General features: G+C 59.9%; 19 protein-coding genes and 1 pseudogene. 8 read left to right on the forward strand and 12 right to left on the reverse strand.

What is annotated here, in order from left to right; all coding sequences use genetic code 11:
* Positions 1–79 precede the first annotated feature (79 nt).
* From PspCFBP13509_RS00665 to PspCFBP13509_RS00695, 7 genes are all read right to left on the reverse strand, one after another.
* Entirely contained in the window at positions 80–1,123 is a 1,044-nt protein-coding gene (locus PspCFBP13509_RS00665) for a hypothetical protein (protein WP_137211435.1), read from the reverse strand.
* A gap of 59 nt (positions 1,124–1,182) precedes the next feature.
* Positions 1,183–1,611: a hypothetical protein gene (locus tag PspCFBP13509_RS00670; RefSeq protein WP_065947364.1), complete on the reverse strand. Its 429-nt coding sequence runs from the start codon at positions 1,609–1,611 to the stop codon at positions 1,183–1,185.
* 195 nt (positions 1,612–1,806) lie between these two features.
* Positions 1,807–2,097, reverse strand: a complete 291-nt coding sequence (locus tag PspCFBP13509_RS00675; RefSeq protein WP_137211436.1) for a hypothetical protein — start codon at positions 2,095–2,097, stop codon at positions 1,807–1,809.
* 190 nt (positions 2,098–2,287) lie between these two features.
* The gene (locus tag PspCFBP13509_RS00680) at positions 2,288–3,007 is read right to left on the reverse strand and encodes a hypothetical protein (protein ID WP_056857376.1); all 720 of its coding nucleotides are present in this window, start codon (positions 3,005–3,007) and stop codon (positions 2,288–2,290) included.
* A gap of 468 nt (positions 3,008–3,475) precedes the next feature.
* Positions 3,476–4,084 (reverse strand): hypothetical protein, encoded by a 609-nt coding sequence (locus PspCFBP13509_RS00685; RefSeq protein ID WP_137211437.1) that lies wholly within the window; start codon positions 4,082–4,084, stop codon positions 3,476–3,478.
* A 93-nt stretch (positions 4,085–4,177) separates the two neighbouring features.
* The gene (locus PspCFBP13509_RS00690; protein ID WP_137211438.1) at positions 4,178–4,489 is read right to left on the reverse strand and encodes a hypothetical protein; all 312 of its coding nucleotides are present in this window, start codon (positions 4,487–4,489) and stop codon (positions 4,178–4,180) included.
* 1 nt (position 4,490) lies between these two features.
* The gene (locus tag PspCFBP13509_RS00695; RefSeq protein WP_137211439.1) at positions 4,491–5,951 is read right to left on the reverse strand and encodes a tyrosine-type recombinase/integrase; all 1,461 of its coding nucleotides are present in this window, start codon (positions 5,949–5,951) and stop codon (positions 4,491–4,493) included.
* A gap of 43 nt (positions 5,952–5,994) precedes the next feature.
* Between PspCFBP13509_RS00695 and PspCFBP13509_RS00700 the strand changes: the two are divergent.
* Positions 5,995–6,186, forward strand: a pseudogene (locus tag PspCFBP13509_RS00700) (L-aspartate oxidase); the annotation flags it as partial.
* On the opposite strand, the gene PspCFBP13509_RS00705 reads toward PspCFBP13509_RS00700, so the two are convergent.
* Together PspCFBP13509_RS00705 and PspCFBP13509_RS00710 are read right to left on the reverse strand one after the other, a co-directional pair.
* A complete protein-coding gene (locus PspCFBP13509_RS00705) occupies positions 6,155–6,601 on the reverse strand; it encodes a protein YgfX (RefSeq protein WP_065928215.1) in 447 nt (148 codons plus the stop codon). The pseudogene PspCFBP13509_RS00700 and the gene PspCFBP13509_RS00705 sit on opposite strands and share 32 nt — an antisense overlap.
* Positions 6,585–6,839, reverse strand: coding sequence for an FAD assembly factor SdhE (locus PspCFBP13509_RS00710; RefSeq protein WP_027604321.1), 255 nt, complete (start codon positions 6,837–6,839; stop codon positions 6,585–6,587). The genes PspCFBP13509_RS00705 and PspCFBP13509_RS00710 overlap by 17 nt, the downstream gene beginning before the upstream one ends.
* Positions 6,840–6,978: 139 nt before the next feature.
* On the opposite strand from PspCFBP13509_RS00710, the gene ygfZ reads away from it, so the two are divergent.
* Both ygfZ and PspCFBP13509_RS00720 read left to right on the forward strand, forming a co-directional pair.
* Positions 6,979–7,920, forward strand: a complete 942-nt coding sequence (ygfZ, locus tag PspCFBP13509_RS00715) for a CAF17-like 4Fe-4S cluster assembly/insertion protein YgfZ (protein ID WP_065928216.1) — start codon at positions 6,979–6,981, stop codon at positions 7,918–7,920.
* 36 nt (positions 7,921–7,956) lie between these two features.
* Positions 7,957–8,778, forward strand: coding sequence for an HDOD domain-containing protein (locus PspCFBP13509_RS00720; RefSeq protein ID WP_065928217.1), 822 nt, complete (start codon positions 7,957–7,959; stop codon positions 8,776–8,778).
* Here PspCFBP13509_RS00720 and PspCFBP13509_RS00725 read toward each other — a convergent pair whose 3' ends face one another.
* Positions 8,779–10,164 (reverse strand): sensor histidine kinase, encoded by a 1,386-nt coding sequence (locus tag PspCFBP13509_RS00725; protein ID WP_065928218.1) that lies wholly within the window; start codon positions 10,162–10,164, stop codon positions 8,779–8,781. It abuts the gene before it with no gap.
* Positions 10,157–10,828 carry a response regulator gene (locus PspCFBP13509_RS00730; protein ID WP_027604325.1) on the reverse strand — a complete coding sequence of 224 codons (672 nt, stop codon included), beginning with the start codon at positions 10,826–10,828 and terminating at the stop codon, positions 10,157–10,159. Before PspCFBP13509_RS00730 ends, PspCFBP13509_RS00725 begins: the two co-directional genes overlap by 8 nt.
* Before the next feature lie 235 nt (positions 10,829–11,063).
* Here PspCFBP13509_RS00730 and PspCFBP13509_RS00735 point away from each other — a divergent pair, with 235 nt between their 5' ends.
* The 5 genes from PspCFBP13509_RS00735 to PspCFBP13509_RS00755 all read left to right on the forward strand — a co-directional run bounded on the left by PspCFBP13509_RS00735 (position 11,064) and on the right by PspCFBP13509_RS00755 (position 16,523).
* Complete coding sequence (locus PspCFBP13509_RS00735) at positions 11,064–12,356, forward strand: OprD family porin (RefSeq protein ID WP_065947359.1); 1,293 nt, start codon at positions 11,064–11,066, stop codon at positions 12,354–12,356.
* A gap of 31 nt (positions 12,357–12,387) precedes the next feature.
* Positions 12,388–13,371 carry a Bug family tripartite tricarboxylate transporter substrate binding protein gene (locus PspCFBP13509_RS00740; protein ID WP_027604327.1) on the forward strand — a complete coding sequence of 328 codons (984 nt, stop codon included), beginning with the start codon at positions 12,388–12,390 and terminating at the stop codon, positions 13,369–13,371.
* A 147-nt stretch (positions 13,372–13,518) separates the two neighbouring features.
* A complete protein-coding gene (locus PspCFBP13509_RS00745; protein WP_137211440.1) occupies positions 13,519–13,977 on the forward strand; it encodes a tripartite tricarboxylate transporter TctB family protein in 459 nt (152 codons plus the stop codon).
* A 1-nt stretch (position 13,978) separates the two neighbouring features.
* Entirely contained in the window at positions 13,979–15,493 is a 1,515-nt protein-coding gene (locus PspCFBP13509_RS00750; protein ID WP_032888527.1) for a tripartite tricarboxylate transporter permease, read from the forward strand.
* Positions 15,486–16,523 carry an AbrB family transcriptional regulator gene (locus PspCFBP13509_RS00755; RefSeq protein ID WP_065928293.1) on the forward strand — a complete coding sequence of 346 codons (1,038 nt, stop codon included), beginning with the start codon at positions 15,486–15,488 and terminating at the stop codon, positions 16,521–16,523. Before PspCFBP13509_RS00750 ends, PspCFBP13509_RS00755 begins: the two co-directional genes overlap by 8 nt.
* A 61-nt stretch (positions 16,524–16,584) precedes the next feature.
* Here the strand turns inward: PspCFBP13509_RS00755 and ung are convergent, their stop codons facing one another.
* Positions 16,585–17,277, reverse strand: coding sequence for a uracil-DNA glycosylase (gene ung, locus PspCFBP13509_RS00760; RefSeq protein WP_027604331.1), 693 nt, complete (start codon positions 17,275–17,277; stop codon positions 16,585–16,587).

Consider the following 17,277-nt stretch of genomic DNA (forward strand, 5'->3'; position numbering starts at 1 on the left):
CATCTGAAGGTCCACCATTTAGATAGACGCTCAGATCAACCCACGAGGCCCATCACGGACCTCATGGATACAGCGGGTGTTACGGCTTGACGACCACACGGGTGATCAGCGGGAAGTCCACGACCTCTACTTGCAGTTTCTCAGTTGCGTCTTCAGGGTTCGCCAGCTTGATCCTGACCTTGGCCTGAGCCATTACGTCAGCGATACCGCTTACCTCGAAGTCCCAACCCTGTACGCCCGCGTTGCGGCTCGCATGGATCTTCCATACGTCGCCCTCTTGATCGTGGCGGAACGACAGCGAGGCAAAGCCCTTAGGCAGCATGAAGACGCCACGGTCAGACCCAGAGTAGAACTGAGTGCGGCAACCCAACAGGTCCTCAATGGACTCGACACCGGCGCGCTGGGCAGCACGTTCAAGCATTGCCTGCTCGGTCATGTGCATCAGCAACACGAAGTCGCTCAGAGAGTTACCTACAGACTGGTTAATGCTCATGGTCAAAGCGTCGATCCAGTCCTCAGCACGATCACGCGGAGTGGTGCCCGCAATGGTGACCTCCTTGGCTTCGGTGCTTGGGGACTTAATGAGGATGTCCACAACGGTGGAACCACATGCCTTCTCGAAGTCGGCCAGCATCTTGTCCATCATCTGCTCCATGCCGTTGCCAGTGAAGCCAGCAACAACGTGGGCATCCAGAAGGGTGAAGCGGTGCGAAAAGAACGCAGCGGTATTGGTCGGCTCAGTGAAGATGAAGTCGCCCGCTACGGCCTCACCTTTAGTGATCTTGGAGTGATCGTAGATCGACTGGCGTGGGTCAAACTCGACGTTGCGATTGACCATGTTGACCAGTTGAACGGGGGTCGGCTCGGTGCCCTTAGGGCGGAACTCACAGGGGATCGCATCGATAGCGTTGTCGTGCCATTCGCCACCATTGAAGAATTCGTCCATGGCTTGAGTGATGACCTGGGCCAGAAAACTGGAGTCAGTAGTCTGGGCGCCCATAGATGCCTGGGTGGAGAACTGAAGGTTACCGCCATTGCCCCACACGGCAGTCTCATAGGAAGTCGGCGCGGTGTAGCGGTCGCGTTGGTCGCGGTGATCTGTAGATTTGGATGGGTTGGACATGAGATTGGTCTCCTGAAATAGAATGAAGTAGAGGTAGGTGGGCGACGTGACGGCGAGACTTAGCTGTTCTCAAGCCAATTAGCAGACGAGAAGTCGCTACGACCATTAGCGCTACGAATGGCATTACCCATAGCTCGGTATTGGTCTTCACGGGCGTGGCGCTTGGCACGACGACGCGCTTCGTCCAAAGGGGAGGTCTCGTAGGACCTGACGCGCTCTTCATGCTCACGAGCCTCGCGTTGGCGACTCTCAGCTTCCTGCGCTTCACGGGCCTTACGGACCTGAATGGCTCGAATGACTTGAGGGAAGGCAGCAGCGCTCAGACCAGCGTCCAGGTACTGGCTTACGATGACTTCCTGGGCGGGCTTATTGGTTCCCGCTGTGGCAATCAAGGTAGCCAGCATCACGCCTTCAGCGTAAGCACGAGCCACGACCTGACCTTGTACTTCGACAGTTTCAGGGGTTACGTTTTGGATATTCAGTTGCATGGTGTTGGGTCTCCTACATCGAGACATTGATTCATGGCCTTGCCGCATAGAGGCAACGTGACCAGATGGCAAGGAGTAGCCGCACGGGCCTCTCAAGGTCATGATCAATATCTTCTGGGTTTGGGTTGGTTGGTGCGATCACGGGTCTGTAGCTTGGCGGGTGTGATCCGGGTGCCGATGGCGGACGGCGATAAGTTAAAGCGGGGAAGTGATCGGTTGGCGGGTTAGTGGGATGCGCATAGGTGCGCGCATGACTGCATCGAGGTTCATGCTGGTTGTTGTAGTGATGAACTCAACGAATGAGACCATGACCGGATTGGTCGCCTTCAGGTGTCCTATAAGTTTCTGGTAGTCCACTCCATATTCATCGTTGGTGATGACCTGTTCGCGGACATGCCAATCACGCCAGATTGTGCGCAGGGTGATCAGCTTTGTTCGGCTGGCTGGAGACGTGAAGAATGCGTTTAGCTGGTCAGCAAAGGTCACGGGTGTTGCTCCCGCTGGTGATACGGGTAGCGCTGACACTTACGTGCCTCCCGATAGTAGTGAAGCCTCCGCTCGATGATGGCGCGACGATCCTCTTCAGGGAGCCCGGCGAGCATTAGTTTCAGAGTCAGGCAAAGTAGGTGGCGTTGGCGGTTACTCAACGGCCCCAGATTTGGGGGCGTTAACGCCTTCATCGGGTCACCTCCTTAGGCCGCTTGGCTTTTGCCTTGAGGGCTTTCGTCGCGACTACCCGTAGGTTGACTTCCTCGGCGTGCTTATTCAGCCAGTCGAGACCTCGCGGCTTGACCCGCCATCCCTCCTTGTTACCGAAGTCCGTCGAGACCTTCACGAAAGCACCGACCGCAAAGCCCTGTTTCTTCGGCCTTGGGGACCCTTCAGGGCTACCAAAGCTGTCCACTGGATAGACGAACCACTTCATCTTGACCAATTCAGCAAGGGCCAAACGGGGCTGCTGTACGCCCGCCACACGGCAAGCCTCAGTCCATGTGAGACCAGCGCCACGGGCCTTCAGGTCGAGGGTCGTAGCCTTGGGCATATTAGCGTCCAAGAGGGCATCCTTCTGGCGCAGTTCACGGACGGCACTGTTACGCATGGCAACGAATGCATCTACGACCATCACATAAAAGTCCAGTGAACAGGACATCGCGTAAGCAATGGTCGCTCGCTCAGTCGCGTAGGTTCCTCGGTCAGAGCCGCCATTTTCACTATGCAGATTTGCACAGTGGTCAAAGTAGTCGCGGTCACGACCACGCCATTGAGCTGGTGGCTTTGTCAGGCCAGGAAGTGCCCTGTTGATTTCAGTTAGACTCCACAGGCCCTCGGCGTTCGGCTTGAAGGTGCGACCCTCGATAACGATGGGCAGCAGGTCGGTTGGGTTGTTGGTTAGCATAGTTGTCGTGTCCTTTTTGGTAGTGCCCTCCAGGTCGCACCCACAGCCGAGCATCCAGACCCCGACAAAGGGACCCGGCGTGGCATGGAAGGCACTATCAGAAAGACTGGATTGATGGCTGGCCCAGCGACGGGCGTGACCAGGGAATGGCTGCTGATATTTATTTCAGAATAAACCGAGCTGTCCCTGTTATTGTGAGGGTTTTTAAATCCACTTGACGAACCGCTTAGATTCCTTTAGGGAATCATGAAGTCCGTACCGGATGGCGAGACCCGTGGCAGACCCAAAGGGAGGGAGTTCCTTATGGGATCTTAAAGTCCACTCCGTGAGTAGGGATTATTTTGCTATTGCAAATCCCTTCACCCTGGGTCCACCTTCATCCCAGGGAGTCCGCATTGAGAAACTCAGAGTTTTACCCCCAGACCTTAAAGAGCTGGGTCATAAAGGTTTCTTTTATATTATCCGGCGTTAAGTCTGAAGGGCCCGGAATAGAGCCTCCGAGTCCAATTCAGCCTTGATTGAAGGGTGCCGCTCGACGTAGGAGGCGATCCCATGAGCAGCATGTCGGGCAGCCTTGGCGATGCGCTGTGCGGTCCGTAAACTGATCTCGCCGGTCTTGCAGGCCTCCGCCGTGATCTCCGTGGCGAACAACGCACCGATGACTGCACGTGCCTTTACGTTGATCTTGCCATTCGTAACCCCGGCACTGGTGATGATCGACCCCGTGACTATGTGATCGACCCACGGCAGTAGGTCAGGCACCGCGAGAAGGTACATGTAGGCAGCTACTGGATTAGCAAAACTGGTCTTGGGTCTGCCACGGACTGACTTGGCTGGCTCGACAGCTTCAGCAGTTGGTTCAACCTTTGACAGGGTGACATTGCCATGGTCCGCCGCGAGGCGATTATCAGCCCTACGCTCAGCAGTCCAGGCTTGATACTGTGCCTCAGGATTCTTGGGCAGGACCATCTCGCTTTGAGTGATGACCTCGCCCGTGGTCGGATCGGCGTGAAGGATGTGCCCCGTCTCATAATCAACGTGACGGTGAAGTGGTCCGGGTTGAGTAAGCAAAGTCATAGGGTGCCCTCACAAGATCAAATTGGCGACCGTTGCGGCCACCGTGTTCTTGTGAGGGTTTTAAATTTGATGCGCCAAGAAGCGGATTATCAGTTAGCGCGAGCTGATAGGGAAAACTACCCAGTCGCCTTCTACATATGGAGTAATCTTGTGCCGGTTGACCTCGTATCGAGAGTCTTCCCCTGTTTCTTTATTTTTAAGCCAAATAATCTCAGCTGAGTACCAGCCTGGAAACTCACCAGTCTTCATACTCAGCTTCCCATTCCTCCGAATTAGCGTCATTCCGCCATCAGCAAATGGTTGCATCGTAGGGGCTGGATAAGACACGGAAACCTCAACGTCTTTTAACTCAGTCTCTATACCCATTTGGGCATCAACATGGACATCAAATACGTTAATACTCATATCAATTAACCTTCTTGGATAATATTAGCGTGATCATAGCGCGTTTCAACGCCTCAGCCATGCGCCCCACCTCAACGGCACTCCCAGCCCCATAATGGTCATAGCTAATCGAACCTGAAGCGTGCCCCAAGATGGACTCAGCGGTCCCCACAGGCACCTCAGCGGCCTTCAAGGCACCGGCCAGAGAGTGACGCAATGAGTGGAAGGTCTGGGTCCGATCAGCGTTCAAGCTTAGGACATCTCGTAGCGCACCATTAAGCACGTTTGAGAACTGACCAGCGCCCAATTTGAACAGCCGGGAGTCGGAGCTATCGACAAACTCACGGAAGGCCTGAAGATCAAACCCATAGGCACCGTCAGTTAGCGGTATGACACGCAGAGCATTCTTGGTCTTGGCCGTCTTGCCATCGTTCCTATTGATGTCGATGACCCACACACCCCCGACCTGCTTAACGTCAGCCTTGGTCAACTGCCTGAGTTCCTCAATACGGGTCCCAGTGATGACCCCAAGGGACAACGCCCAGCGCTGCCAAGCGTCCACTGGTAGTGAGTTAGCGTGAGACATCAAGGCAGTTACCTGAGCCTGAGAGAGCGCCTCACGGGAACTGTCAGCGCCTTTGGTTGGCTTCAGACCCTTGTCGAAACTCTTATCGAGGTAGCCGTTATTCACAGCCCAATCCATCACTGTTGATAGCTTTGTCAGAATCTTTTTCACGGTGATCGGTTTGCGGCTCACAAGGAGCTTCTCCCTCAGATCCTTCATGTCCTCCCGCGTATGCGTCTTCAAGTCCAAGTCCCCAAGAATCGCTCCGATGGTCTCACACGATGACTTCACGTCTCGCATGGTGCTGACCTGAATGCTGTCCTTGCGTTCCTCCATGTACAGCGCAGAAAGGGACTTGAAGGTCAGACCTGGGGAAGCGTTTACAGATATAGGCAGGGAGAGGGCCAAAGGCGTGCCACAAGGTTCACCATTGAGGTCCTTCACGATCTCGACCAGCTTCCCTGAACGCCCCCGCATACGTTCCTGTGAGGCCTCAAGGATCTCAAGTACCTTACTCACTGCCCGTTGCTGATTGATGCTCAGGGGCAGCTTTGCGGATGCCTTACGCAACGCCAAGTGGTGCTCATCGTTGATCATCTCGTAAGCGACCAGTGAGCTGTCACCGTGTGCCATCGTCAGGTTGTACTCAGCGAACTCAATCAAGCGCTCACGGAGTTCGTCCCATGACGCCTCGGGGTTGTCCAAGTGGTAAGCCTTGAGGGTCGAGAGGATGTCGTCGGAGATGGTCATTGCGGTGGCCTTGTCGGTAGTCCTGAGTGACAGCGTGAAGAAGCCCTTAACGGTTCCTTGAGGGCGAAGGCGAAGGTAATAGCGACCAGACCGGCGATAGTGGTACGGCTTGGCGAGCGCAGTTTGTAACAGGTTTGTCCCACTTGGGGAGCGGTGGTTGACGGTCATCGGCTGAAACCCCTGTATCCATTGGGTTTAGCCTCATAGGGTCGAGTTCTACAGCAACTATAAGGTCAGCCGTGACCTGATCGAACTGCGCAACCTTGCCCAAGTCGCGGAGTTGATGATCCGTTCAGCCATGGAACGCAAGGAAAGCCGGGGCCTGCACTACACCCTCGACTACCCGCAGATGTTGCCCGAGGCCCGCGACACTATTCTGGTGCCAACCACCTACGGCGGCTGAACTTCAAGCGAACCCGCAGGCGCCGGTGCACATCGGCGGCCTGCGAATCCGTCGGCACGCAGACCGAGCGCACCCGCCATTCCCCCGGTACGCGATAGCGCAACACCACAATCAGCGGCAACGCCAGGCTGTCGGGCCGCAGCTGCACGCGATGCCAGCCGCGCTCACTGCTGAATAATTGCCAGCCCTCTTCATCCCGTCGCAGGCCACGAATCGACGAACGGTGAGTCAGCAGGACATAACGCGGCAATACCCAGGCAGCATGGGCCAGGCACGCCAGCACGCCGAGGACAGCAAAGGGAGAGTCGAGGACCATCAGCGCACCCAGCGCGAACAGCTGGGCAAGGAGATACGCCGCCAGCAGCAGCCGTGAGGCCTGCCAGCGGCATTCGAAACGATTACTTGGGCTGGACACGATCCAGGATCATCCGGACCATGCGCTGCAGTTCAGGATCTTCGGATTCGGCCCGCTCCATGAACCAGCCGAACATGTCCTGATCTTCGCAAGTCAGCAGCCTGACGTAGAGATCGCGATCTTCCTTATTGAGCGTCGCATACACCTCTTTGGTAAAAGGCACCAGCAACACATCAAGCTCAAGCATGCCACGACGGCTGTGCCAGTAGAGACGATTGATTTCTACATCTTCGACCATGGAGCGCTCCTCAAATAGAGCGCAAGTATACAGGCCCGACGGCACCGGAACAGTCGGCTTTGGTCGCCCCTACGGAAACTATCCATTTGCCGGGCGCCCCTCTATGATGCACCCATGACTTTTTGACCTGCGATGACCCATGGCTGACTCTGCTTTCTTCTGCCCCCTGTCCCACGAAGGCGTTCTCGCCGTCCGCGGCTCCGACGCTGCCAAGTTCCTGCAGGGACAACTCACCTGCAACCTCAATTACCTGAGCGACACCCAGGCCAGCCTCGGTGCGCGCTGCACACAAAAAGGCCGCATGCAGTCGAGCTTCCGCATCCTGTTGCAGGGCGACGGCGTACTCCTGGCCATGGCCACCGAGCTGCTCGAACCGCAACTGGCGGACCTGAAGAAATATGCAGTGTTCTCCAAGTCCAAGCTCACCGACGAAAGCGCCGCCTGGGTGCGTTTCGGTGTGATCGATGGCGATCAGGCGCTGACCGGCCTTGGCCTTGAGCTGCCCACCGAAACGGACAGCGTTGCCCGTACCGAACACCTGATCGCCGTCCGCGTGTCTCCCGCCCGCGCCGAACTCTGGGTACCTGCCGAGCAAGCCGACGGCGTGCGCGGCCAATTGGCCGCACAGTTGACACAAACCGACTTGAATCACTGGCTACTGGGCCAGATCCGCGCCGGTATCGGCCAGGTCATGCCCCAGACCCGCGAACTGTTCATCCCGCAGATGCTCAACCTGCAGGCCGTGGGCGGCGTCAGCTTCAAGAAAGGCTGCTACACCGGCCAGGAAATCGTCGCGCGCATGCAGTACCTGGGCAAACTCAAGCGTCGCCTGTACCGCTTGAGCCTGAACGCGGCTGAAATGCCCGAGCCAGGCACCCCGTTGTTTTCCCCCAGCCACAACAGCTCGATCGGCGAAGTGGTGATTGCAGCAAAAGCTGACCAGGTGATTGAACTTCTGGCGGTATTGCAAGCCGAAGCTGCCGATAGTGGCGATGTGCACCTAGGCACGCTGGAAGGCCCCGGTTTGCAACTGCTTGACCTGCCTTACACCCTTGACCGCGATCGTGAGATCCAGCGTTAGTCGCCGTATTTTCCTGCAACACCCTAGAGAGCATGAATGAACAAACTGGCGGAAAAAGTCCAACAGGCGTTGGTTAAGGCCATCGACAACGATGACCTGGTTCTGCCGACATTGCCGGAAGTGGCCCTGAACATCCGTCAGGCCGCTGAAGACCCGGAAATCAGCATCAGCCACTTGAGTAAAGTGATCGGCCGCGACACTGCGTTGTCGGCGCGCCTGATCAAAGTGGTCAACAGCCCGCTGTTGCGCGCCACCCAGGAAGTCACCGACCTGCACACCGCCATCACCCGGCTGGGCACCAACTACAGCAGCAACCTGGCCATCGGCCTGGTGATGGAGCAGATCTTCCACGCCCGTTCCGAAGTGGTCGAACAGAAAATGCGCGATGTGTGGCGCCGCAGCCTGGAAGTGGCGGGCGTCAGCTACGCCCTGTGCCGCAACCACAGCCAGCTCAAGCCGGACCAGGCAGCGCTGGGAGGCCTGGTGCACCAGATCGGCGTGCTGCCGATCCTGACCTACGCCGAAGACCACTACGAGCTGTTGTCAGATCCGGTCAGCCTCAACCACGTGATCGACAGCATCCACCCGGTGCTGGGCGACAAGTTGCTGAGTGGTTGGGACTTCCCGGAAATGCTGGCGAAACTGCCGGGCCAGTACCTGAACCTGGACCGGGACTCAGCCTGCCTCGACTACATCGACGTGGTGCAGATTGCCATGCTGTATTGCCATCACGGCACCGATCACCCCCTGGCCAAGGTGGACGTCTCCAGCGTGCCTGCGATGAAAAAACTGCGGGTTGATCCCTACAGCGAAAAACTGCGCGCAGAGCTGGATGAAGCGCGCGCCATGTTCGATTGATCAACCGGCGATAAAACTCACACGCACCTTCAACCCCGCGTGCTCGCCGTCATGCAGGCTGATCTGGGCCAGATGCGCACGACAGATTTCGCCCACGATCGCCAACCCCAGGCCTGAGCCCATGCCTTGCTGGCTACGGCGGTAGAAGCGCTCGAACACCCGGTCGCGCTCCTCCTGCGGAATACCTGGGCCATCATCTTCCACCTCCAGTACCGCCGGCGCCGTGACCCGCAGGATCACGTTGCCGCCCGGTGGCGTGTGCGCCAGGGCGTTGTCCACCAGGTTGCTCAACAGTTCGTTGAGCAGCGTCGGCTCGCCACGCAACCACACCGGTTCATCCGCCTCCAGCGCCAGTGCCACGCCACGCGCATGGGCCAACGGCGCCATGGCCATGCCCAGCTCACGGGCCAATTGGCTGAGGTCGAGCAACTGCGCGCCGCCTTCGGCAATCGCCCGGGCACCGTTTTCGATGCGCGCCAGGGACAGCAACTGATTGGCCAGGTGGGTCAACCGATCGGTGCCTTGGGCGGCGGTTTCCAGGGTACTGCGCCAGGTCGCGGGGTCTTCGGCACGCAGGCCCAGCTCCAGGCGTGCCTTGAGCGCCGCCAACGGGGTACGCAGTTCATGGGATGCATCGGCAATAAACTGCGCCTGACGCTCGAACTGGCCGCGCAGGCGTTCGGTGAAGTGGTTGAGGGAACGCACCAGCGGGCCGAACTCATGCTGCACTTCCACCAACGGCAACGGCCGCAAGTCGTCGGGCTGGCGCTCTTCCACCGCGGTGCGCAGGCGCTCCAGCGGGCGCAATGCGGCGCTGACGGCAAACCACACCAGCAACAAGGCACCGATGGCGAGCATGCCCAGGCGCAGCAAGGTGTCGGCCATCAGGCTGCGGGCCATGCTCACCCGTGCCTCATCGGTTTCGGCCACGCGGATTTCCGCCATGCCGTTCATGTTCGGTTCGGAGACCGCCTTGAGCAGGCTGACCACCCGCACTTCCTGGCCCTGGTACTTGGCGTTGTAGAAGCGCGCCAGCGCCGGGTAGTCGTCGGTGCGCGGAGTGCCGGGGGGCGGGCCGGGGAGGTTTTCGTAGCCGGAAATCAGCTTCTGATCAATGTCATTGACCTGGTAATAGATGCGCCCGGCGCTGTCGTAGGCAAAGGTGTCGAGGGCGACATAGGGCACGTTGGCGCTGAGGGTGCCGTCCACCTGGGTCAGGCCGGCGGCAATGGTACGCGCCGAGGCCAGCAACGTGCGGTCATAGGCGGTGTCGGCCGCTTCGCGACCGTTCCAGTAGGCGCTCATGCCACTGGCGAGCATCAACAGCACCAGCAGCAGCGCCAGGTTCCACAGCAGGCGCCAGCGCAGACTGCTGGGCTTATGCATCGCGGGCTTCCAGCAGGTAGCCGAGACCGCGGAACGTCACGATGGCGATGGGTTGGCCATCGAGCTTCTTGCGCAGGCGGTGCACGTAGATTTCGATGGCGTCGGGGCTGGCCTCTTCGTCCAGGCCGAACACCTGTGAAGCCAGTTGCTCCTTGCTCATCACCCGGCCTGGGCGGGCAATCAGCGCTTCAAGCACGGCTTGCTCGCGGGAGGTCAACGTCATCAACTCGCCGCCCACGGTGAAACGACGGGTGTCGAGGTCATAAACCAGCACACCACACGCCTGCTGACGCTCGCCGCCCAACACACTGCGGCGCAGCAGCGCCTTGACCCGGGCTTCCAGCTCGGTCAGTTCGAACGGTTTGGCCAGGTAGTCATCGGCGCCCAGGTTCAGGCCATGCACGCGGTCCTTCACATCGCTGCGCGCGGTCAACATCAGCACCGGCAGGTTTTTCCCACGCGCCCGCAAGCGCGCCAGTACCTCGAAACCGTCCATGCGCGGCAGGCCCACATCGAGGATGGCCACCGCGTAATCCTCGCTGCTCAAGGCCAGATCGGCGGCCACGCCGTCATGCAATACGTCAACGGTCAAACCTGTGCTCTTGAGCGCTTGGGCGACGCTTTCGGCGAGTTGCAGATGGTCTTCAACCAGAAGGACACGCATGGATTTCCACCTTATTCGGACGTGGTCGGCGCCACGCTTTGCCGGGCAGTTTACAGGCGCCGACTGCCCTGTGAAGCCTGAAAACATTGAAAGACAGCTGAAAGGTTAGTGAAAGCTTCGCCCTTTAGCATCCAGCCACGGTAGGTCATGCCTGCCGAGCGACCTGATGGGTCGCGCCCGAAAAACGCCTCGAAGCGTTTTCGCCAAAATAAGAACAATAACGGAGTGCACCACGATGCTGTCGACACAGCCCCAGGCTTGCCCGCCTGTTCGTATTTCCCGCCTGACCCACACCGCCCTTGCCAGTGCCGCTGCCCTTGCCGGCTTTTCGCCGCTTGGCCAGGCTGCCTTCTTCGAAGACAGCAGCGCGACCCTGGAAACCCGCAACATGTACTTCAACCGCGACTTTCGCGACGGCACCAGCGCCCAGCAGTCCAAGCGCGACGAGTGGGCCCAGGGCTTCATGCTCAACCTGCAATCGGGCTACACAGACGGCACCGTCGGCTTTGGCGTGGATGCGCTGGGCATGCTCGGGGTCAAGCTCGACTCCAGCCCCGACCGCACCGGCACCGGCCTGCTGCCTACCCACGACGATGGCCGCGCCGCCAACGAGTACTCCAAGCTGGGCCTGACCGGCAAAGTGAAGATTTCCGCTACCGAGCTGAAGATCGGTTCGCTGATGCCCGAGCTGCCGATCCTCAAGCCCAACGACGGTCGTATCCTGCCGCAGACCTTCAACGGTGGCCTGATCACCTCCAAGGAATTCAAGAACCTGGTCTTCACCGGCGGCCGTCTCGACAAAGCCAAGGACCGCGACGACAGCAACTACGAAGACATCGCCCTCAATAACAAGAACAGCCGCTTCCTCAGCGGTGCCACCGGCAAGCATTTCAACTTCGGCGGCGTCGACTACAAGTTCGCCGACAAGATCACCGGCAGCTATCACTTCGCCCAACTCGACGACGTGTACCGCCAGCACTTCCTCGGCCTGGTCGCCGCACGCCCGATGGGCCCCGGCACCTTCGCCACCGACCTGCGCCTGGCGATCAGCGATGACGCAGGCGCAGCCCGTGGCGGCAAGATCGACAACACCTCCCTCAACGGCCTGTTCAGCTATGCCCTCAATGGCCATAAGCTCAGCGCCGGCTACCAGCATATGTCCGGCGACAGTGCCTTTCCGTACGTGGATGGCAGCGACCCGTACCTGGTCAACTTCGTGCAGATCAACGACTTTGCCGGCGCCGAAGAGCGCTCCTGGCAGGCGCGCTACGACTACGACTTCGCCAAGCTGGGTATTCCCGGCCTGAGTTTCATGAGCCGTTACCTCTCGGGTGACAATATCAAGCTCAGGAACGGCGACACCGGCAAGGAATGGGAGCGCAACAGCGAGATCAAGTACGTGGTGCAAAGCGGCACATTCAAGGATGTCGCCGTGCGCCTGCGCAATGCCACCTACCGTTCCAACTATTCAGCCCGTGATGCGGATGAAATGCGCCTGCTGGTCAGCTACAGCGTTGCGCTCTGGTAAGCCACTCATAACAACAAAGACGGAGATCACCATGACCCCTTCATTGCGTAAATTGGCCCTCGCCGCCGGCTGCATGCTGTTCGCCGGCCAACTGCTGGCCGCCGACGAACCCAAGCGCCCGGAATGCATCGCCCCGGCCTCCCCCGGCGGTGGTTTTGACCTGACCTGCAAACTGGCGCAAAGCGCGCTGGTCAACGAGAAACTGCTGAGCAAACCAATGCGCGTGACCTACATGCCGGGCGGCGTGGGCGCGGTGGCCTACAACGCCGTGGTAGCCCAGCGTCCTGCGGACGGCGGTACGTTGGTGGCCTGGTCCAGCGGTTCGCTGCTGAACCTGGCCCAGGGCAAGTTCGGACGCTTCGATGAGAGCGCCGTACGCTGGCTGGCCGCCGTGGGTACCAGCTACGGTGCCATCGCCGTTAAAGCCGATTCGCCCTACAAGACCCTCGACGACCTGGTTAAAGCCCTGAAGAAAGATCCGGGCAGCGTGGTGATCGGTTCCGGCGGCACCGTCGGCAGCCAGGACTGGATGCAAACCGCCCTGATCGCCAAGGCCGCCGGGATCAACCCGCGCGAGCTGCGCTATGTGGCGCTCGAAGGCGGCGGTGAAATCGCCACCGCCCTGCTCGGCGGGCATATCCAGGTCGGCAGTACCGACATCTCCGACTCCATGCCGCACATCCTCAGCGGTGACATGCGCCTGCTGGCGGTGTTCTCCGAGGAGCGCCTGGACGAGCCGGAAATGAAGAATATTCCGACCGCCAAAGAGCAAGGCTACGACATCGTCTGGCCGGTGGTGCGTGGCTTCTACCTCGGGCCAAAAGTCAGCGATGCCGACTACGCCTGGTGGAAGGAGGCCTTCGATAAACTGCTGGCCTCCGACGAGTTCGCCAAGCTGCGTGACCAGCGCGAGCTGTTCCCGTTCGCCATGACTGGCCCGGAGCTGGACACCTACGTGAAGAAACAGGTGGCTGACTACAAAGTGCTGGCCAAAGAGTTCGGCCTGATCCAGTAAACGCCCCTCTTTTGTGTAATGCCCCTGTAGGAGCGAGCTTGCTCGCGAAGAACCCAAGGACATCCACGTGCATCCAGACAGCACGCGTTATCGTTGACGTTTTTCGCGAGCAAGCTCGCTCCTACAAGAGGGGCCTTGGAGTTTCCTATGCTCTTACAACGCGTTTTTGCCGCTGTGTTGTTGCTGGCCTGTGCCGGCCTGGCACTGATGGCCTGGCCGTATCAGGCAGCGTTTTCCTACGAACCGGTCGGGCCTCGGGCCTACCCGTTGCTGATGCTCGGGCTGATGAGCCTGGCGCTGATCTATATGCTGATCCGCCCACAACCGACCCAACACACCGAAGAAGAACCGCCGCTGGACCGCCAGACCCTGATCAAGATCAGCATCTGCGTGGCGCTGTTGATCGTGTTTGCCGGCACCTTCGAGCCCCTGGGTTTCATCCTCAGCAGCATGCTGATCGGCATCCCCATGGCGCGCCTGTATGGCGGCCGCTGGGTGCCCAGCGTGGTGATCGTCAGCCTGATGGCCATCGGTCTTTATCTGCTGTTCGATAAAGCCATGGATGTTCCGCTGCCCCTCGGCCTGCTCGACGTTCTGGAGAACTGATATGGATACTTTCGGCTATTTGGGCCAGGGCTTCGGCGTTGCACTGTCCCCCTACAACCTGGTGACCGCCCTGTGCGGCACCTTGATCGGCACCGTGGTCGGGCTGTTGCCGGGCCTGGGCCCGATCAACGGCGTGGCGCTGTTGATCCCCATCGCGTTCGCCCTGGGCCTGCCGCCGGAATCGGCGCTGATCCTGCTGGCCGCCGTGTACCTGGGCTGCGAATACGGCGGGCGTATCAGCTCGATCCTGCTGAACATCCCGGGCGAAGCCTCCACCGTGATGACCACCCTCGACGGCTACCCGATGGCCCGCAAAGGCTTGGCCGGTGTGGCGCTGTCGTTGTCCGCGTGGAGTTCGTTCATCGGCGCGTTTATCGCCACCTGCGGCATGGTGCTGTTCGCGCCGCTGCTGGCCAAATGGGCGATTGCCTTCGGCCCGGCGGAATATTTCGTGCTGATGGTGTTCGCGATTGTCTGCCTGGGCGGCATGGCCGGTGACAAACCGTTGAAGACCTTTGTGGCGGCGCTGATCGGCCTGTTCCTTTCCGCCGTGGGCATCGACGCCAACAGCGGTGTGTACCGGTTCACCGGCGATAACATCCACCTCACCGACGGCATCCAGTTTGTGGTGTTGGTGCTGGGCTTGTTCTCCATCAGCGAGATCCTGTTGCTGCTGGAAAAAACCCACCGTGGCCAGGAAGCGGTAAAGGCCACCGGGCGGATGATGTTCAACCTGAAAGAAGCAGGTTCGGTGTTCGTGGTGAACATTCGTTGCGGCCTGCTCGGTTTCATCATGGGCGTGCTGCCCGGCGCGGGCGCGACCCTGGCCTCGGCGGTGGCCTACATGACCGAGAAACGCCTGGCCGGTGCCAGCGGCAAATTCGGCCAGGGCGACATGCGCGGCCTGGCTGCACCGGAAACCGCCATCGGCGCGTCCGCCTGCGGTGCCCTGGTACCGATGCTGACCCTCGGCGTTCCCGGGTCGGGCACCACCGCCGTGATGATCGGCGCCCTGTCGCTGTACAACATCACCCCCGGCCCGCTGCTGTTCCAACAGCAACCGGACATCGTCTGGGGCCTGATCGCCTCGTTGTTTATCGCCAACATCATGCTGGTGATCCTCAACATCCCGATGATCCGCATCTTCACGCGCATCCTCGCCGTGCCGAACTGGGCGCTGGTGCCGGTGATCGCGATCATCACCGCGATCGGTGTGTACGCGGTGCACGCCACCACCTTCGACCTGTTCTTGATGGTCGGTATCGGCATCTTCGGCTACATCCTGCGCAAGCTGGACTTCCCGCTGTCGCCGGTGCTGCTGGGCTTTATCCTCGGTGGGCTGATGGAACAAAACCTGCGCCGTGCGCTGTCGATCTCCAACGGTGCGCTGGAAATCCTGTGGTCGAGCCCGATTACCTTTGGCGTCTGGGTGCTGACCGCCATCATGCTGTTTGTACCGTTGCTGCGTATCTGGCGTAAACGTGCCCAACAGCGTCGTGCCGTGGCCGATGTCTGAGGTCATCTTTAAACATTGGTGGGGAACACCGCTGGTCGGCCTGGCCGGCGGTTACCTGGCCAGCCTGGTTGGCTGGCCTTTGCCGTACATGGTCGGCTCCTTACTGGCGATCATCCTCGTGCGTTGCCTAACGCCCTGGCAGTTAGCGGAGATTCCCGGCGGGCGCAAATGCGGCCAATGGGTGGTGGGCATCGGCATCGGCCTGCACTTCACCCCGGTGGTGATCGAACAGGTGATGAGCCACTTCGGCCTGATTTTCTTCGGGGCGCTGGTCACCAGCCTGTCGAGCGTGGTGGGCGTGTGGTTGATGCGCCGCAGTGGTGAAGACCGCGCCACCGCGTTCTTCTCGAGCATGCCGGGCGGTTCCGGGGAAATGGTCAACCTCGGCTCGCGCAATGGCGCAGTACTCAGCCGTGTCGCGGCTGGGCAAAGTCTGCGCGTGCTGGTGGTGGTGCTGTGTGTGCCGGCGATCTTCAAGTATCTGTTGGGCGGCGGTGCGCCGCAGTTTCATCCGGCGCCTGTCAGTTGGGCGTGGCTGGCGCTGCTGTTTCCACTCGGTGCACTGGTGGCCTGGGGCTGGCAGCGCTTGCGCCAGCCTAACCCGTGGTTGTTCGGCCCCTTGCTGGTCAGTGCGACGGCCAGCGTGGTGTGGGACCTGCATATCGGCCTGCCCGAAGGCGGCAGCCAGATCGGCCAGTGGTTGATCGGCAGCGGGTTGGGCTGCCACTTCAACCGGCAGTTCTTTCGTCGAGCACCGTCGTTCATGGGCCGCACCTTGATCGGCACGGCCTTGACCATGGCGTTGGCAACGTTGGCGGCGGTGGGCTTGAGCGCCCTCACCCACCTGGACCTGCGCTCGCTGACCCTGGGCATGATGCCCGGCGGGATTGCCGAGATGAGCCTTACGGCCGAGACCCTGCAACTGTCGGTGCCGTTGGTGACGGCGATGCAGGTGATGCGCTTGTTGTTTGTGCTGTTTCTGGCGGAGCCGTTGTTTCGGCATTGGAACCGTCAGCCGGAAAAAATCTAAACCTTCGGCACAGTTCAACCTGTGGGGGGCTTGTCCCTCCCACATTTGAATGTGCCTGGCCTTAGAGCGGCGGCAACCGCCACTCAATCGGCGTCTCGCCGTTCTGCTCAAGAAACTTGTTGGTGCGGCTGAAATGCCCGCACCCCAGGAACCCGCGATACGCCGACAACGGCGACGGATGCACCGACGTCAGCACCAAATGCTTGGTGGCATCGACCAGCTTCTGCTTGCCCTGGGCATGGGCGCCCCACAACAGGAACACCAAATGCGGCTGGTGTTCGCTGACCACTTCGATAATCCGATCGGTAAAGAATTGCCAGCCCTTGCCCGCATGGGCATTGGCGTTGGCGCGTTCCACGGTCATGGTGGTGTTGAGCAGCAATACGCCCTGGTCGGCCCAGCTCTGCAGGCAGCCGTGGTTGGGGATGTCGATGTTCAGGTCGCGCTTGAGCTCTTTGTAGATATTGACCAGGGACGGCGGCGCCGGCACGCCCGGTTGTACCGAGAAGCACAGGCCGTGGGCCTGGCCGGGGCCGTGGTACGGGTCCTGGCCGAGGATCACCACCTTGACCTTGTCCAGCGGCGTTGAGTTAAGCGCATTGAAGATCAGCGGGCCGGGCGGGTAGATCTCTTTGCCGGCGGCATGTTCCTGGCGCAGGAACTCGCGTAACTGGCCCATGTAGGGCTTATCGAACTCATCACGCAGGGCGTGTTTCCAGCTGGGTTCGAGTTTGATACGGTCGCCTTCGGTCAT

The sequence above is a fragment of the Pseudomonas sp. CFBP13509 genome, from assembly GCF_005233485.1.
Taxonomy (GTDB): Bacteria; Pseudomonadota; Gammaproteobacteria; order Pseudomonadales; family Pseudomonadaceae; genus Aquipseudomonas; species Aquipseudomonas marginalis.

What these genes read in the sequence shown, in the direction of transcription:
- PspCFBP13509_RS00665 (WP_137211435.1), bottom strand. Translation starts at nt 1,123, where the DNA reads ATGTCCAACCCATCCAAATCTACAGATCACCGCGACCAACGCGACCGC.
- PspCFBP13509_RS00670 (WP_065947364.1), bottom strand. Translation starts at nt 1,611, where the DNA reads ATGCAACTGAATATCCAAAACGTAACCCCTGAAACTGTCGAAGTACAA.
- PspCFBP13509_RS00680 (WP_056857376.1), bottom strand. Translation starts at nt 3,007, where the DNA reads ATGCTAACCAACAACCCAACCGACCTGCTGCCCATCGTTATCGAGGGT.
- PspCFBP13509_RS00685 (WP_137211437.1), bottom strand. Translation starts at nt 4,084, where the DNA reads ATGACTTTGCTTACTCAACCCGGACCACTTCACCGTCACGTTGATTAT.
- PspCFBP13509_RS00690 (WP_137211438.1), bottom strand. Translation starts at nt 4,489, where the DNA reads ATGAGTATTAACGTATTTGATGTCCATGTTGATGCCCAAATGGGTATA.
- PspCFBP13509_RS00695 (WP_137211439.1), bottom strand. Translation starts at nt 5,951, where the DNA reads ATGACCGTCAACCACCGCTCCCCAAGTGGGACAAACCTGTTACAAACT.
- PspCFBP13509_RS00710 (WP_027604321.1), bottom strand. Translation starts at nt 6,839, where the DNA reads ATGGTCGAAGATGTAGAAATCAATCGTCTCTACTGGCACAGCCGTCGT.
- ygfZ (WP_065928216.1), top strand. Translation starts at nt 6,979, where the DNA reads ATGGCTGACTCTGCTTTCTTCTGCCCCCTGTCCCACGAAGGCGTTCTC.
- PspCFBP13509_RS00720 (WP_065928217.1), top strand. Translation starts at nt 7,957, where the DNA reads ATGAACAAACTGGCGGAAAAAGTCCAACAGGCGTTGGTTAAGGCCATC.
- PspCFBP13509_RS00725 (WP_065928218.1), bottom strand. Translation starts at nt 10,164, where the DNA reads ATGCATAAGCCCAGCAGTCTGCGCTGGCGCCTGCTGTGGAACCTGGCG.
- PspCFBP13509_RS00730 (WP_027604325.1), bottom strand. Translation starts at nt 10,828, where the DNA reads ATGCGTGTCCTTCTGGTTGAAGACCATCTGCAACTCGCCGAAAGCGTC.
- PspCFBP13509_RS00735 (WP_065947359.1), top strand. Translation starts at nt 11,064, where the DNA reads ATGCTGTCGACACAGCCCCAGGCTTGCCCGCCTGTTCGTATTTCCCGC.
- PspCFBP13509_RS00740 (WP_027604327.1), top strand. Translation starts at nt 12,388, where the DNA reads ATGACCCCTTCATTGCGTAAATTGGCCCTCGCCGCCGGCTGCATGCTG.
- PspCFBP13509_RS00745 (WP_137211440.1), top strand. Translation starts at nt 13,519, where the DNA reads ATGCTCTTACAACGCGTTTTTGCCGCTGTGTTGTTGCTGGCCTGTGCC.
- PspCFBP13509_RS00750 (WP_032888527.1), top strand. Translation starts at nt 13,979, where the DNA reads ATGGATACTTTCGGCTATTTGGGCCAGGGCTTCGGCGTTGCACTGTCC.
- PspCFBP13509_RS00755 (WP_065928293.1), top strand. Translation starts at nt 15,486, where the DNA reads ATGTCTGAGGTCATCTTTAAACATTGGTGGGGAACACCGCTGGTCGGC.
- ung (WP_027604331.1), bottom strand. Translation starts at nt 17,277, where the DNA reads ATGACCGAAGGCGACCGTATCAAACTCGAACCCAGCTGGAAACACGCC.